Annotated in this window: 13 protein-coding genes and 2 pseudogenes; 4 read left to right on the forward strand and 11 right to left on the reverse strand. The window is 37.0% G+C overall.

The features are described from left to right. Nucleotides 1-175 precede the first annotated feature (175 nt). The 4 genes from G4P69_RS19980 (at nt 176) to G4P69_RS19995 (ending at nt 4567) form a co-directional block, all read left to right on the forward strand. Nucleotides 176-1291 carry an S-(hydroxymethyl)glutathione dehydrogenase/class III alcohol dehydrogenase gene (locus G4P69_RS19980; RefSeq protein WP_243902424.1) on the forward strand — a complete coding sequence of 372 codons (1116 nt, stop codon included), beginning with the start codon at nt 176-178 and terminating at the stop codon, nt 1289-1291. Further along, on the forward strand, nt 1284-2126 hold the full coding sequence (gene fghA, locus G4P69_RS19985) for an S-formylglutathione hydrolase (protein WP_208342190.1): 843 nt from the start codon (nt 1284-1286) through the stop codon (nt 2124-2126). The genes G4P69_RS19980 and fghA overlap by 8 nt, the downstream gene beginning before the upstream one ends. A 164-nt stretch (nt 2127-2290) precedes the next feature. Further along, nucleotides 2291-2878: a hypothetical protein gene (locus G4P69_RS19990; RefSeq protein ID WP_310833856.1), complete on the forward strand. Its 588-nt coding sequence runs from the start codon at nt 2291-2293 to the stop codon at nt 2876-2878. 573 nt (nt 2879-3451) lie between these two features. Then, nucleotides 3452-4567: an acyltransferase family protein gene (locus tag G4P69_RS19995; protein ID WP_208342188.1), complete on the forward strand. Its 1116-nt coding sequence runs from the start codon at nt 3452-3454 to the stop codon at nt 4565-4567. A gap of 69 nt (nt 4568-4636) precedes the next feature. On the opposite strand, the gene G4P69_RS20000 is transcribed toward G4P69_RS19995, so the two are convergent. The 11 genes and pseudogenes from G4P69_RS20000 to G4P69_RS20050 all read right to left on the reverse strand — a co-directional run. Then, nucleotides 4637-5572: a hypothetical protein gene (locus G4P69_RS20000; protein ID WP_208342187.1), complete on the reverse strand. Its 936-nt coding sequence runs from the start codon at nt 5570-5572 to the stop codon at nt 4637-4639. 258 nt (nt 5573-5830) lie between these two features. Further along, entirely contained in the window at nt 5831-6895 is a 1065-nt protein-coding gene (locus tag G4P69_RS20005) for an NAD-dependent epimerase/dehydratase family protein (protein ID WP_208342186.1), read from the reverse strand. Nucleotides 6896-7065: 170 nt separating this feature from the next. Continuing rightward, nucleotides 7066-8493 (reverse strand): sugar transferase, encoded by a 1428-nt coding sequence (locus G4P69_RS20010; protein WP_208342185.1) that lies wholly within the window; start codon nt 8491-8493, stop codon nt 7066-7068. Nucleotides 8494-8696: 203 nt separating this feature from the next. Further along, nucleotides 8697-9311, reverse strand: a complete 615-nt coding sequence (locus G4P69_RS20015) for a methyltransferase domain-containing protein (protein ID WP_243902997.1) — start codon at nt 9309-9311, stop codon at nt 8697-8699. Between the two features lie 160 nt (nt 9312-9471). Then, complete coding sequence (locus G4P69_RS20020; protein WP_208342183.1) at nt 9472-10647, reverse strand: endo-1,4-beta-xylanase; 1176 nt, start codon at nt 10645-10647, stop codon at nt 9472-9474. Between the two features lie 42 nt (nt 10648-10689). After that, a complete protein-coding gene (locus tag G4P69_RS20025) occupies nt 10690-11496 on the reverse strand; it encodes a WecB/TagA/CpsF family glycosyltransferase (RefSeq protein ID WP_208342182.1) in 807 nt (268 codons plus the stop codon). Between the two features lie 410 nt (nt 11497-11906). Beyond that, entirely contained in the window at nt 11907-13070 is a 1164-nt protein-coding gene (locus G4P69_RS20030; protein WP_208342181.1) for a glycosyltransferase family 4 protein, read from the reverse strand. Between the two features lie 196 nt (nt 13071-13266). Then, on the reverse strand, nt 13267-14166 hold the full coding sequence (locus tag G4P69_RS20035; protein WP_208342180.1) for a glycosyltransferase family 2 protein: 900 nt from the start codon (nt 14164-14166) through the stop codon (nt 13267-13269). Nucleotides 14167-14169: 3 nt separating this feature from the next. After that, on the reverse strand, nt 14170-15147 hold the full coding sequence (locus G4P69_RS20040; RefSeq protein WP_208342174.1) for a hypothetical protein: 978 nt from the start codon (nt 15145-15147) through the stop codon (nt 14170-14172). Between the two features lie 125 nt (nt 15148-15272). Next, nucleotides 15273-16199, reverse strand: a pseudogene (locus tag G4P69_RS20045) (ISL3 family transposase); the annotation flags it as partial. Nucleotides 16200-16372: 173 nt separating this feature from the next. Next, nucleotides 16373-16660, reverse strand: a pseudogene (locus G4P69_RS20050) (transposase family protein); the annotation flags it as partial. Nucleotides 16661-16796: the final 136 nt, after the last annotated feature.

Consider the following 16796-nt stretch of genomic DNA (forward strand, 5'->3'; position numbering starts at 1 on the left):
GCACTTAATTTCACACAAAAGTTTACATAGCATTATGAGTAGATCGGCGCAGAGCAATTATTTTACAAAACTTGACGTAGTTGATATTATTGTTCCCGACTGACCTAAGTTAAGACTTGCCTATAAAATTAATGAAGTTTTACAACACCTGGATTACAAAAGTGGAGGGCTGATCTTGGAGATAAAAGCAGCAGTGGCTTACGAGCCAGGTAAACCTTTGAGTATCGAAACAGTCGAGCTTGAAGGACCTCGTGCTGGCGAAGTGATGATAGAAATCAAAGCCAGTGGAGTTTGTCATACTGATAGCTACACTCTTTCTGGTAAAGATCCCGAAGGTTTATTTCCTGCGATTTTAGGACATGAAGGTGCTGGTGTTGTTGTAGAAATAGGCGATGGCGTGACCAGCGTCAAGCCTGGTGATCATGTAATTCCTCTTTATACTCCAGAATGCCGACAGTGTGAATATTGTCTTAGCATGAAAACTAATCTTTGTCAAGCAATTCGTGCTACTCAAGGACGAGGTGTCATGCCAGATGGTACTAGTCGCTTTTACATTGGTGGGGAACCAATTCATCATTACATGGGCACATCCACCTTTGCTAACTATACAGTGTTGCCAGAAATTGCAGTGGCAAAAATTCGGGAAGACGCGCCTTTTGAGAAAGTTTGTTACATTGGCTGCGGTGTAACAACAGGTATAGGTGCAGTTATTAATACAGCCAAAGTGGAACCAGGAGCTAATGTAGTGGTTTTTGGTTTAGGTGGTATTGGCTTGAATGTCATCCAAGGAGCGCGGATGGTAGGAGCTAATATGATTGTCGGTGTGGATATTAACCCGCAAAAGAGAGCTTTAGCTGAAAAGTTTGGGATGACTCACTTCGTCAACCCTAATGAAGTAGAAGGCGATTTAGTTCCTTATCTTGTTAACTTAACGAAAGGCGGTGCTGATTACAGCTTTGAATGTATTGGTAATGTAAACGTTATGCGCCAAGCATTGGAATGCGCTCACAAAGGATGGGGTGTGAGTGTGATTATTGGCGTTGCTGGAGCTGGTGAGGAGATTCGTACTCGTCCTTTTCAACTTGTGACGGGGCGTGTTTGGAAAGGTTCAGCATTTGGGGGAGCCAGAGGACGTACAGATGTACCAAAAATTGTTGACTGGTATATGGAGGGTAAAATCAATATCGATGATTTAATTACCCACGTGATGCCGATAGAACGTATCAATGATGCTTTTGATTTAATGCATAAGGGTGAGTCTATACGGAGTGTGGTGAAGTTTGATGGTTGACCTTATCCTAAACTCTGAATATAAATGCTTTGGTGGTAAAGTCAGTTTTTATCGTCATTCCTCTTCCACCTGTAACGGAGAGATGCGCTTTGCTGTATACCAACCACCACAAGCTACTCAGGAACCAGTACCGGTTCTCTATTTTCTCTCTGGCTTGACTTGTACTGAAGAAAACTTTATGGTCAAAGCAGGTGCTCAGCAATATGCAGCTAAATACGGTTTGATGCTGGTTGCACCGGATACGAGCCCCCGCAATACTGGTATTTCTGGAGAGGATGATGAGTGGGATTTTGGCTCAGGAGCAGGCTTTTACGTGGATGCGACGGTGGAACCTTGGGCGTCCCATTACAAAATGTACAGCTATGTTGTTGATGAATTACCGACGTTAATTACCAAGCATTTTCCTGTTCAATCAGATAAACAAGGTATTTTTGGTCATTCAATGGGGGGACATGGCGCGATCGTCTGTGCTTTACGAAACCCCAATCAATACAAATCGGTATCTGCCTTTGCACCAATTGCAGCACCAATGTCCTGTGCTTGGGGTCAAAAAGCTTTTAGCCGCTACTTGGGTGAAAATCAAGAAACTTGGCGTGTTTATGATGCAAGCGAATTGGTCAGTCAGAGAAAGTATAATAGCCCTATTCTGATAGACCAAGGTACTGCTGATAAATTTCTTAAAGATCAGCTCTACCCAGATGTGTTTGAACAGGCTTGCACTAAAGCCAATCAGCCTTTGAACCTACGTTATCAAGAAGGCTACGACCACAGTTATTATTTTATTTCTAGTTTTATTGAGGATCACATCCGCCACCATACATTTGCCCTAAAGTAGGATTAGCTTGAATATTGCGGTTTTGCCATTAGGCGTATGGTCAGATATCTATAAAAGTAATAATTTATTACTTTTAGATAGAGGACAAGCTCGTCTAGAAAGTGTTATTCTCATTGTTACTCGTGAGATTCGAGCAATTTCATTATATCAGGCTAAATTTGACAGTGGCTATCCAAAAGCTGGTAAAAACTCAAAAACAATTAGCACAAGAGCGCATCGAAGAAGAGCGTATGCATGATGTTCTTCTTTTGTTATCTCAGTTACTTGAAAATGAAGAAGTTACTGTCAAATTGATTATAAATTGTCTATATGATGTTGGGTCAGTTAATCTAATTAACAAAAAGATTCGCAGTTACCCTATCAATGCTATAGCTTTGGGAATTGCTAAAATGTCTAAACCAGTATTTAGAATTGTTGCTATAACTTGGGTTAACAAGAATGTTCCTCGACTAGCTACTAACTGGTTGCGTTCACAAGTTAGTTTCCCAAATCTAGAAGATAAAAAACCGCAGGTTTCTGTTGATATAGCTTCAAAAGCTCACTTAGAGCCTCTAACAGTAACACGCAACAACAGTATAGAAGAGATTAAACGTCTACGTTCTGAAGTTAGATATTTAACAGGCATTTCAGTTACTGCGCTTATCGCTTTAGCAAGTACTCTAATTTGGATAATTCACAGCCCTCAGCCTAAAACAATTATTTTTCATGCCACAAACTCAAATGGCAATTTGGCAACTAAGCCGATGAAATAAAGATTATCGTAGATGTTGATGCTAATTTGCATTAAAAAACACACGACATCACAATAGAAACACTTCTTCTAGGTTAACTATGGTGGCTTACTTAGGTGACACTAAATTGTATTTAAACCGTTGTGTCGTCGTTGTTTCATGCCCCTCAATATATGCCTAGGATTTTTATTATGAATATTTTTACCCTTCGGAAATTAACTAGTAGCTATGTCAATTTTTTTAAATCATTTCCTGTTTTCTCTCTTTAATAGCTGTAGATGGAACTAAGAAAATAAAATTTATATTCTCAGGGAGCATTTTGTGATATCAGGAGACGATCGCGGTAGCGGCAGATTTGGTAATTTATAAGGGAAAAGCCAGAGAACCTTCAGGGCAATCCCCTTCAGTAAAGAAAGTGTCAATAGAACAGTTGCTTATTATAGTGTGCAATGCTACATTAGATTCGCATTAACACTGTCCTTCTCTTCTATAGCGATTCTATTTGTGAAGGCTCTATTTTCCAGACTGCTGTATACCTCTACAGCTAGGTGTGAGAACCGCTATAGCTCAAAGGGCAATTTGCTTGAGCAATTTATGACACATCAATTAGAAAAGACAGCAAACAGCAAGCGAGATATTAGATTCGATATTTTGAAAACCGTTGGGCTATTATGTATTATTTTTGCCCATATTGGACCTGAAACAAATATCTTCTTTAAAATCAGACGTTTCGATGTGCCCTTAATGGTTATTGTATCGGGTTCGTTATATTCGTATTCGGCTAGTAATAAAAAAATATCTTTTTGGAACTACTTAAAAAGTAGGTTGCCACGTCTTATTGCTCCAGTATGGCTATTTTTGATCTTTTTCTTTATTTCAGCTTACATCATTTTCTCTATAATTTCTCAACCTTATCCCTTTTCAGAGCAGAAAATACTTGACTCATTCCTATTATTAAAGGGAATTGGCTATGTGTGGATTATTCGAGTATTTACTCTAGTTGCTCTTGTTGCCAGCTTACTGATTAATTTGTATAGGTTTTGTAAATCTGAAGCCAGATACTTAGCTTTACTAGCTATCATTTATATTGGTTACGAGTTTGTATTTAACTTTGTTAAACATTATGATTTACGGTATCCCGTAGTTTCTAGTTTAGTTAATGATTACTTATTTTATCTTGTTTCTTATGGATGTTTATTTGGTTTAGGTATTATTTTACCTAAACTTCAAGAAAGAAGCATTTTACTAATTTCAGGATTTTTTTCTATTGTTTGTTTGATATGCAGTTTCTATTATTACCACTATTCTGGTAATTATATTTCTCTTATAGATTTTAAATATCCGCCGAGAATATACTATGTTTCTTATGGAATTTTTATGTCATTTTTAGGTTATTTCATAACTAACAAATTGTATTTGAAGTATCATCTATCCAATAAAGATAATATTTTAACTAGAAGCATTATTTTTGTAAGTTCATCAACTTTATGGATATACTTGTGGCATATATTTCTTGTATATTATTGGGACAATTTAGTTGTGAAATATATACCCAAGTTTAGTCGCCAGTATACGTTAGCTTTTTTAGTCGTGACGGGTGGCGCGATCGCACTAACTTATATACAAAAAAGAGTTGTTTCTGGAGTTGTAAAAAAAACAGGTTTTGGTCAGAAAAACGCCGAAATTCTTTCTATATTATTTTTGAAGTAAGTTGGATTGGTAGAAATACAAATAACGAAAATTTGGATTCAGAAACTAAGGTATAAACGAAATTATGTGTTAACGATTGAATTTTAAGGTATTTCTTAGACGAGTTGCAACACTCTTTTTGAAAAGATAATCATTATATGTTTTTATGAAAATACTAGGACATTGAGCTTGTTCAGCACTAACCTTTGCAAGGAACTTTTTATCAGCAGGAAGATGTAATAAAAACGAATTTTGGAAGGATCGAAATGATTTTTGCTCATGAAATGTGGGTACACTCCAAAATCTTCCTACAATTCCCAACGTACCAGCATCAGCAATATATTTTCCATTCCTTCTTAAAGTCTCTAGGGCGATTGATGTAGGCATTTCGTCGCTTTGATGATGCAAAGTATCTGCAATTTCTATATATCGTGGGTAAATTTTTCTAATTTCAGCGTCTAGGGATGCAAAAAAAGGGGGGCTCCCTGTAATAAATTCACCTCCACTCCATCGACCTTCAAAGGTATGTGGAGAGACTTTTAGCATATCTTGTATAATTACATCATGACTATACGCCGGTATAACTTGGTCTGATATATCATAACAAAGTGGAATCTTTTCTTGAATAATATTTTTTAAACATACAGGTACATTGGCTATAGAGATCATATCTAAATCGACTAGCCCAACATACTGTTCATTGTCGAGTGAAGCAAAGTAACTAAACACATCCAATTTGAAGTGTGCTGAGTAGAATCTAGTCCCATCAGAAACTTTAGTACTAAAATTAAGAGACTGGACGCTTAAAGAGTTACTATGTCCAAGGTTTTTTAATTGGTCACATATTTCTTCTTTTCTATTCGTCAACAAAATAAAAGGAATCCCACGCTTCTTTAGTGAAAGTGATAGATTTATTGCATTTTTTATGTATATATTCCTTTGCTCTTCAAATGTTGTAACAGTTACATTTACAGCATTGTATTGGTTCTCTACTAGGTGAAGCAATCCGTACAAGGTAATATTCATATTTAATAGGCTAGGATAAGTTGCAGAACTCGATAGTATTAAAACACGGCTCGATAAATAAAGGAAATAAAATTTTTAAATAAAGGAGCCGTTATATTTTGCTGTAAGTTTGACGTTTGTCTTCCCTGAGTATGTGTCGAAACAAACAACGATCAATTTAATGATTGAAGTAAATTCTGTTTAAGTGATGACTTAAACAGGGACAAGTAACAAAATCAATCAAAAACTTTCTTAGAAATGTATTCAATTAGCAAATACTTAAACCCATCGATTAGTGTTTTGAATGTAAATTTCTTTTAAGATATCTATGATTGAGTATGTCAAATTCCATTCAGGATAGTGCTGCTTAAACTTCTGAATATCGCTAATCCACCAAATATGGTCTCCTATTCGATTAGTTTCTACATAGTTCCAGGTCAGACGCTTTTCTGCAATGGCTTCACAGTGTTGAATGGCTTCTAACATTGAGCAATTACTGAAACGACTACCACCTATATTATAGACCTCTGCTACACGAGGAGCTTGGTAAAAATGATAAAAAGCATTCACCAAATCATAACTGTGAATATTATCACGAACCTGCTTGCCTTTATAGCCATAAATGTTGTAAGGTTTACCAGTCATTGTGCATTTCATTAAATAGGAAAGAAACCCATGCAATTCTGTGCCAGAGTGACTGGGGCCTGTTAAACATCCACCTCTGAAGCTAGCAGTTCTAATTCCAAAATAACGACCATACTCTTGCACTAAGACATCGGCTGCTACCTTAGAAGCGCCAAATAATGAGTGTTTACACTGATCAATACTCATTGTTTCATCAATGCCCTCTTTGTAAGGGTGTGTTGGCTCTATTTCCCAGCGCAGATCTTGCTCAACAAGTGGTAATAAATTCGGGGTATCTCCATACACTTTATTCGTTGAGCAAAAAATAAATACAGCATCTGGGCAATTTTGTCGTGTATTTTCTAGTAAAACTAGGGTACCATTAGCGTTTACTGTAAAATCTGTGTATGGCTCACGAGCAGCCCAGTCATGGGAGGGTTGAGCTGCTGTATGAATAATTAAACTAATATCTTTGCCATAAGTTTTAAAGACTTTAGAGATCGCCTCGTGATCGCGAATGTCAATTGTGTGGTGGATGTACTGTTCGCTGTAATCCTTCAAGAGGAGATCTCGATTCCATTCGGTTGACGCATTTTCTCCAAAGAAAATCTGACGCATGTTGTTGTCTATGCCAACAACAGTAAAGCCACGTTCACAAAAAAATTTGACTGATTCAGAGCCGATTAATCCTGCTGATCCTGTTACCAAGATTATACTCATATTACTCTTAAAAAATTATTTTTATTAAAAAAACACGTATTTGGACTTATCAGAATACTTGCGTTTTACAAAAAATTCATCGAACTCCAATACCCGAAGTTAGTATCCAATGAAGCTTATTTATCCAAAATACCAAAAGTTTATCAAGTGAGTTGTTATACTTTCGTAATTTAGTAAGCACCAGTTTTTTGTAAAACAGCTTGGAACGTTTTTAGTAAAATCTCCATGTCTAGCCGAAGTGACCAATTCTCTATGTAATAGAGATCCAATTTCACTGCATCTTCAAAGTTATCAATATTTGAGCGACCAGAAACCTGCCATAATCCAGTGATACCAGGTAAAACTTCTTGTCGGATAAAGTGAGCTTTTTGGAACTTCTCTACATCCCTTATAGGGAGAGGACGTGGACCGACTAGGCTCATCTCACCAAGTAAAACATTAAATAGTTGTGGCAATTCGTCAAGACTATAACGGCGTAAAAACTTCCCAATACGTGTGATGCGAGGATCGTCCTTAACTTTAAACAAGACACCGTCTTTAATCTCATTCTTTGCTTCTAAAGTTGCTTGCAACTTCTCTGCATTGACAACCATTGTCCGAAATTTCCACATTCTAAACTTTTTACAATGCAAGCCAATTCTATCTTGCTTAAAAAAGATAGTTCCTGGAGAATCTAATTTAATTAGTACAGCAATCGCGACATAAACAGGCGATAGAATCAGTAACAAAATTATTGAACAACAAAGGTCGAAACTCTTCTTGATCCAAAAATCACTACCAGCAATAATCGGTGCGGGAATTGTCAAACATGGGACGTTACCCATCATCCATAATACAGATTTAGGATGGCGAATATCACTTTGTTCTGGGAGTATTCTCAGGGTAATGCCAGCTGTATAAAAATTCCAGCAAACATATAGACGATTCTTGATTGCACTCCAAGAAACAAAAACTTCTACTATACCATGATTACGAAGAGACTCCAGAGTTTCATCTCGCCTAAATCTATCAAGACATCTTGGGTCAGAAATTCCCTGTACTACATAGCACTTTTCTTGTTCTATTAAACTAATATGGCCCTCTTGCTCTTCTAAGTCACTGATGAGAAAAATTGGATAACGAATCGCTCCTTTCCTACGAAGAAGTGTAGTAGAAGCATCAAAGAGAAAACGATCAATAAAGATCAAAGTTACGGACAGAACCCAAAAAATCAGAAAAGTTGATCGCGAAAGATAGTGATTTGGTTCGTAGAGAAAAGCAATTAGTAGAAGGAAAACCTCTGACAGGGAGACTGTTTTGAGTAGACTGCGATAGTCCCGACGGTGGATACCAGCATTGTATAATCCGTTAGCTGCTATCATACCGATTTCTACTACCAAAATTAGCAAAAGAAAAGATGTTTTTTCAGTCCAAGGAGATGCTATTGGCGTTCCGAAAAATACTGCCAACTTCCAAGCTGAAGTCAGAGCGATGATATCTAGCAAGATGAGTGTAAGTATTCGCAGAAATTTTATGCCTAAGCCCCGTTTTATTCTTGTGGTTTTAGCTGAACGTAAATCTGGTTTTAAACTTACGATTGATAAAGATTTCGAAGCCATGATTATTTCTCGTTGCGATATAGTTACGATATCAATTGGGAAAAAAATACGTGTTGCTGATTTATCTTTTAACCAATAGACTCCTCGCTGAAATTTCAAGTTAGGCTAAAGGAGAAAGCATCAGGATCTAAGCAATCCTAGAATTAAGGAATGAAGCATCATTACCTTGGAGGAATTATAGTTTGCGTTTGACATAAAAATCCTTACTCAGAAATCAATTTCTCCCACCCCCCATATACTACAAACGACTTAGTTAGTCCTAAAAACTTCTCTTCATAGAGGTTTGAACCAGGAAATAAATTCATAAATTCTCTTTTGCTTAGTAAACGAATTTCAGTAACGATATCTCTAGCTTGCTGTTTATTAGTAGCTTTTTGCTTCCATCCAAGATCAAAGTGAGATACTAGCGAAACTCGAAGCCATAAGGGAAGAAATTGAAAAAAAGGAAAAACAAAGTGTGGTTCAATGGGGAAGAATATATTAGGAGTCTGAATAAAATATTTTTTCCCTACACGCATGACTTCGTTCGCCATCTTTTGCTGGTTATGATAATCACCAACATGTTCAATTACAGAATTGGAAAAAACTACATCAAATTCTTTATCTTGAAACATTTTCATATTTTTTGCATCGCCAACAACTTGCTTGATTGTAGGATTGACTGAACCCATATGTGCAAGACTTAAGTTTATTAAAGTGAGTTCTATATTTGTGCTGTTGCTGTTTAAAAATCCTGCTGTCTCCCAAAAATCTACTGTTCCCCCTATATCCAGTAGTTTGATAGGAGTTGGTAGTGAAGCAACAAGAGATTTCAACAAAGATAATCGCTTATTTCTCAAATTCGTTGCCCACGAATCAGGACGGCGATTGTCATATACTTTACCTAAAAGTTTTGTCATTTTTTGTAGTCAAAAAAGATTGAATGTGATAGCTTTTTGCAATCTAAAACACGAACTAATATTTAATACGTAGCTATATTTAACGTTTAGGAGCTTGATCAAAAGATCTCGCTATAGCATTCCATGCTAGTTTAGGTTTGAAGTTTAAGTCGAATGGTAAAGGACGTACAGGTGCTTTATCCGAGCGAGGAGCAAAGCTTGAAAGCCAAGTGTAGCGATCGCTTAATCCCCAAGTTATTACTCCAACGACTGCTTTTTCTGTTAGAGCTACTGAGAGATAGTCTTCATAAATATCGGCAACTATACGATCCCGGTCAACGGTATCTACAGGTAAAATGTTATCTATTACATCCAGTTCACTAATCATAATTTTTAGACCAAGATCTGCAACGTCTGCTAAAAATTTTCTGAATTTTTTAGGCTCAAAAATGTTTTTGTGATAAGGTGAGAGATGGGATTGAATGCCAAAGGCATGAATTGGTACTCCTCTAGATTTCAATCTTTGTAGCAATTTAAGAACAGCTTTTCTTCTGAGTTCATGTTCAGGGTACTCTAAACCCCCATCGTTGTAAATCAACATAGCTTTAGGATCGCTTTGAGCAGCAACTCGAAAAGCGAGATCAATATATCCTGGACCTAATTTCTGTAACCATGGTGAAAGACTCAAACCGTCAGAGCGTTCACCTTTAAGCTCAACTGCTTCGTTCACCACAACCCACGAATGGGTTCGGCCAGCATACCGTCTAACAATCGTGGACACATGATTGATTAAAATATTCTGAATTTCTTTCCATTGAGTTCTTGGGTCATTGAATTTATCTTCCAGCCATTTGGGATGTTCTTTCCACCACACTAAAGGAGTCCCTTGAAAAAGTATCCCTCGAGAAGATGTAAATTGGCTCAAATAGTCAGCCTCCGTAAAATCGAAAGTACTGATACTAGGGCGAACACCGGCAAAAAAGCCCGCGACGACAAGACCACACTCCCGACTGAAAATAGACTGGAGCGGCTTATTTTCAGATAACGTTTTGTAACCCCCCTCTGGATATGCACCATAGATTATACCTTTAACGGCAGCCCTACGGGATAAAGAAGAGTTACCAACTACAGAAAAATTTTTCTTAGTTTTATTAGAGTTATCTTGAGTATTGTAGTCCTTGAATCCCTTAACCTTAGCAAAAGTAACTGTGCTCGTTAAAGCACCTAAGGTCAAAAGGAAATTCCGTCGCCTAAATAGTTTCTGGTTTTTGAGCATAGAAAAATCAACTTAGAGGGTGAGAATCGATAATACAATTCACTAACCGTACGACTCTATCTTTTCATTACCATCTGGTAAGACTGGAATAAATTTTCTCAAGCCTAAATACTGTAAAAATATATTCCACAAGTATAAAGGATTGAGTAATACATAGCGTCGCCATAAACGTTTGGGTTCCTGAAGAAGGCGATATAACCACTCCAAACCTACATTTTGGAGAACTTTTGGCGCTTGCGACACCGTACCTGCATGAAAATCAAAGGCCGCACCAACCGCTAAGATAGGGATCTTTAAAAGATTGCGATATTCATAAGCCCATATTTCTTGCCTTGGGCAACCTAAACCCAGAAAAACGGCATTTGCTCCTGAAGCTTTAATTCGATTTACAAGTTCTATACGCTCGAATTCGGTTAATCTGCGGAACTTGGAAGGTTCCGTACCTGCGATTATAAGACCAGGAAAAGAACGCTTTAGGTTCTGTGCAAACTTGCTCAAAGTTTCTTGCTGACTTCCGTATAGGAAAACTGATAATCCACGTTCAGCAAAAGCTTGAGCAACAAGGAGTGTCAGATTTGGACCGTAGACCCGATCCGGTAACTTCTGTTGATACAGCCACCATATCGCCCAGCGTACGGGTTGACCATCTGGAACTATCAAATCCATTCCATTCAAACGTCGGGCATGTACTGAATCTAAAAAACCGGTCATTACCCCATGCACTGCTAAAGCGCTTACAGAACAAGGACGCTTTTGTTCAGCTGCTGAAACAATTGTCTCGACAGCAAAATCGTAGTCTACTGCATGTACATTGACGCCCAAAATAGGATATTTACCCTTGTTAATCATTGTTTTACACCATTCGAGGTTATATTCGTGAGACACACAAATACGAGATCACAGCTTACAGGAGAACTACTAGGGCTAAGAATAAAAGTTATTGGTTTACCTTTCCCCTCACACCGAATGTCTATTTTCGTAGTGAAACGACCTCGTTTCTATAGCGGTTCTCATTTGTGTTAACTACACCCAAATGTGGGGGCGTAGCCTCCGGCTTCTCGCAGAGTACGGCGTTCGCCCCTACAAATGTATTGCACTCAATCGAGAATCGCTATAGTCTTCTCCTCCCCCTATTTTCCACCCGCTGTGTGCTGGTGGGCGCGTACGACTGTGGCATCCAAGTAATGAACTTGACAATTAAGCAAATCTTCAGAGTCTGCGTTAGCGAAGCTCCTCCTTTATAGTATTGTTGGTGTTAGTCATTTCTGAAGAACTGAAAAACTAATCTCAGAGAAAAATTGGGCTGCTGCTTCAGGTGTATGCTCAGATATTATTTGCTGCGAATTTTTTCCCATTGAAGAAATGAGATTTGGATCCTTTATAAAGAGCTTCATAACTTCAGTCAGGGTTTCTGGATGATGAGGGTCGAAAAGATAACCATTTTGTTCTTGAACCACCATTTCAGAAGCTCCAGCACATTTTGAGCAAAGGATTGGCTTACCAAAAGCCATTGCTTCTAAGACAACCATCCCCCAAGTATCTTCTAAGGAAGGAAAAACAAAAATGTCAGCATTGCGAAAATATACTCCCAAACTGCTATAGTCAACCCATCCTACCCACTTAACATAGTCTTGTATATTTTCATCATGGCAAAAACTCTTAAGCTCCTGTTCCATTGCTCCTCTGCCAACAACCATTAAGGAATAGTTGCAATATTCTTGCTTCTTAAGCATGGCACATGCCTTAAGTAGCTGATGAAGTCCTTTTCTGTGCTCTAAACGACCCACGTACAGAAAGATTGGGCGTTGATACTCAGTACCAATATATTCCGCATCAATAGTTCTAGGTATTTGCAATAAAGTTTTTACATCTGGCACCATATATGGTCTTCTTCGAACTTTATCCTTATTTACCCCTAAAAATTTGATAAGATATTCTTCTCCATCACGGCTATTGGTAATCAATGCATCCGCTAACCAACTCATCATGCTTCTAAGCAACGAACGGACTTTTGAATGTCTAAAATCTACATTTGGTGAACTACCCTCCCAAGCTATGACAAGTCGCCATTTACCAAAAGGCTTGAAAAGCAATGCTAATATAGTCCAAGCAGAGAAACCACTCGTGAAAATTACATGGGGTCTAAACTGAAATAAATAATGGAGAATCTCTGGAGAGAGGTACATAAAACCACCGCTATAATCGGTTTTCTCCGTGTTAGTTGTTACTCGTATGGTATTTCCAACTACTTTAGTAGTAAAATTGTTCGGATCTTGTGAATCAAACCCTGGCCAAGGACGGCCAGTGTAGAGAATCGCTTTTTCAGATAAATTCGTGAGTTGCTTTAAAACTGGTTGCCAGTAAGTTCCTAACTCTACAGTGGGAAGGAGCAGAGCAATACGACATTCCTTTATACTGTTCATTTTTTGTGGCTCTTGTCGTTGAACTAAAACGTAAATCTTGCTTGCAAATTTTTTACCTTTAAAAGTTTGAGCTTCATTGATTTTGTTGCTCCTCAAGATGAGTTTAACAAGCTAATCCGAGGGACAAAACCAGAATGTTATAAGTTGAAAAGTTCGGTATCGTCATTGATGTGCTACTCTCTCTTAGAGAGACTCTTTAAGAATTTAGATTTGATAGATGAAATGAGTATCCCTCTAATTTGTGAAATACTGACTTTACAAGCAGTCTTATATAAGGAAGTAACCAGTAAAATATCCAGAATGTACCTGCATGTCGATGGGCAAATATTCTCCACTCTCTGAGCGGCAATCCCTTAGGCTGGTTAATCTTCTCCCATCGTTGACGTAAGGATAGATTTGCTTCATCCCAAGCTTGATGCCTTAAAGCATTGTACTCACAGGTTCCTACATATCCTGGAGCTAACCAAACCGAGCCACCATGTTTTTGGATTCTTAGCCCATAATCAAAATCTCCGGTGCTATGGACAAATGCTGAGTCAAGATTACCAACGGCTTGCACTACTTCTCGACGGAATAAGACACAGTTACCATTCATCGTTAAGCAAGATTGTGCCTCATTACCTGGTTTAATTAGACAAAACTTAAGAGGATGCCACCAACTACTCCGAACCAGACCTCCGTAGCTAAGTAACCCAGTTTTTGCATCTTGAGTTGATCCTACTACAACTGTTTTTGAGTAACCTTGCTTAGTTAAATCTTGGGAAGTTGCCAGCAGAGTATTTATGGCTTGCGGGTAAAGTATGGTGTCATCATTAAGCCAAAGATAGTAGTCATAATCAGACTTCATAGCCTCTGCAAAGGCTAACCTCATACCTCCACACCAAAATAGGTTCCCACTTCCTTCAAAGACTCTGACTTTAGGGTAATTACTAGCCACAGCTTTTCCTGTACCATCAGTACTCTTATCATCCACTAAGTAAACTTGAATTTCAACATTTGGTAGGAATACCTGCTTATATAAAGCTTGTAAACAAGCTAAGGTATTTGCTTGTCGATTATGGCAGGTCATTAGTACAGCTAAACGTATCTTTGTCATAGTTTAACTTCCTCTAGTTCTAATAACTTTTCCTCGCTCTTTTTGTATCATGTTTGATGCCACAAGTCTTGATTTAATAAATTGACCGAGATTATATAACTCAGAATAAAAGTTTTTAAAACCGTCATTACATAAAAATCTCATTGCTTGTTTTGCGTGACCTTGACAGTGGATAGACAGAAACTTTATCTGTTTGCTTAACAAATTGTTATATCCGTAGGGAGTTCCATTTTTAAAAATAAATTTCTTAAATCCAAATCGCATTTCATATTCATCATCAAAATAGTTTTTAGATTCATTAATGCAATTATCTACTACTATATCATTTTTCACACTTGCTAAATTAAAGACTTTAGTTTTGTTCTCTTCAGACCATAAATATAGCAAAGTCATTTCACATATCCCTCCGGGCTGGTTATTATCAATATGCCACTGATATTTATCTTTCAATTTATTTCTTATTTGTTCACTTTTATATGCTTTAATGCAGAAACTAGTAAAATCTTCCAATGCTTCAAGTGTCCAGTATGAACAATGAGGAGAAGATGACCATCTAAAATTGTCTTGATTTTTAGTTGCCAGTAAAGCTGCTGCGCAATCATTTGGTAGAAGTGGCAAAATTTCCTTTGAGTAGTCCGCAAAGGTTACAACATCACAATCTAACAAGAAGACTTGCTTCTTATCTTCTGTTTTCATCCATTCTTCTAAGACAAAATTTCTTTTAAAACACATGGTCTCAAAATATTCTGAATTACTAGACATGTGCTGATAATTTTTTATAAAATCTTGATATTTGTCTAGTTTTAGAGACTCACTATTCCAATAACTCCCCCATACTTTTTTATTAGATTCATCCCCTATAAGTAGAACATTAGTATTGAATTTTGCAGCAGATTTCAAGGATAATTTTAAATAATTTGGGCTTCCTCCAAAAAATGGCACAATTACAGGTATTTGTATAAATGATTGTGATTTATCCATGGAAACAGTTCCTTATATACTCTGAACGGGCAAAAAGTAGATTTTTGTGCAGCAGCAAAAGCAAGTATGATAAAAATAAGTAACCAGTATGAGTTAAACAACAGGTAAAGTCGGCTCTTGCGTACTTAACGTGCTAAATTAATATCATAATGCCAAGAAAGTAAAGCTTTAATTTCAAAATTGCGAAAATTTCTGAAGCCAAATCCATTTCGTTTTATTAGCTTCAATTTATTATTAATTCCTTCTACTACACCATTAGTAGTTTTTCTTTCAAAATATCCGGCTATTTCTCCAAACCACCGCTTAATCGTCTTAACACTTTTTTGATAATAAGGTTCTGCTTTTTCTAACCAATTGAGTAGCCTTAATATTCCTGTTCCCGAATCTTCACTCGTATCAAATAAATTGCGAAATTCTTCTTTCAATGAATGCATTATTGCTATTAAAGGAGATGCTTCTCTGATGGTATCTAATTTTATTTTTTGTTTATCTGTCAGCTTATCTTCTGCTTTTAAAATTGTATATTTATTACCTTTTAAACTATCAAAAACTTTTTTCCTGTCCTCAACGTCTAACTCTAATGCTGTTTTCTTTTCTGCTATTCTAGCTTGATTTAATTCTTCATGTATTATTTTGGTAACATGGAACCTATCGACCGTTACGACAGCATTTGGGCAAATCTTCTCGACTAAACTTTTGTAATTTCCGGTCAGGTCGATACTAACTTCTTCTATTCGTTCTAAAATTTCTTCTCCCCATTTTTTCATAACATTTGCTATTTCAATTTGTTTTCTTTCTTTTACTAACCCTATTAATTTCCCTGAATCTATATCTACAAGTACAACAATAAATTTTCCTTGCCCTTTTACTAAACTTATTTCATCGATTCCTAACCTTCTCAAATTATTCAGGTTTACTGGCAACACATTTTTAGCTACATCTTCAAGCATCGAACTAACTTCTTCATCGGTTAATCCATTATTTGCCGCGACATTACTTACATTACTACTAATAATTTGTTTAACAATATTTTCCGCGTATCGATGCGTATATCCGCTACATTTTTCCTAGACAAAACCGGACAACCTTAGAAAAAACGAGCCTGCCAATTCCCAAAAATACCCGGACATTGCCAGACAGGCTCGTTTTTTCGCACCCTGATCAAGGAGTTAAAAACCCAACCTGGGGCAAAGGTTGTCCGGTTTTGTCCGGGTTCATCCCAACCCTTTCTCGCCCCCACAAAATCAAGCTTTTCATTAAACGTTTTTCGGCACGTTTTACATTTAAATCTTCGTCTATTTACATTTAATATTACTTCTTTATCTCCCATTGGTAAATCTTTTACTAAAGATTTTTGATTTTGGTGTAAATGTTCGGACTTTTTACCGCACTGCGGACATACTGCACTTTTAGTTTTTTTACTTACTGATAAAATTAAGACTGACCCCTCCTGTAGACTTGATTCTACCACTACGTCAGATAAATTTAATAGTTGAGTAAGGATTCTTTTCATAATTAATTTTACTTAAAAAATGAATATATATCCTAACATTTTAGCACGTTAAGTACGCAAGAGCCAAGTTACCTTCGATTTCTCTTTTACCAGAGTGACGGAGAAGTGATATTTCTTTTTAGAAGATCAAGTGGTA

Source organism: Aetokthonos hydrillicola CCALA 1050 (assembly GCF_017591665.1).
In the GTDB taxonomy this organism is placed as follows: Bacteria; Cyanobacteriota; Cyanobacteriia; order Cyanobacteriales; family Nostocaceae; genus Aetokthonos; species Aetokthonos hydrillicola.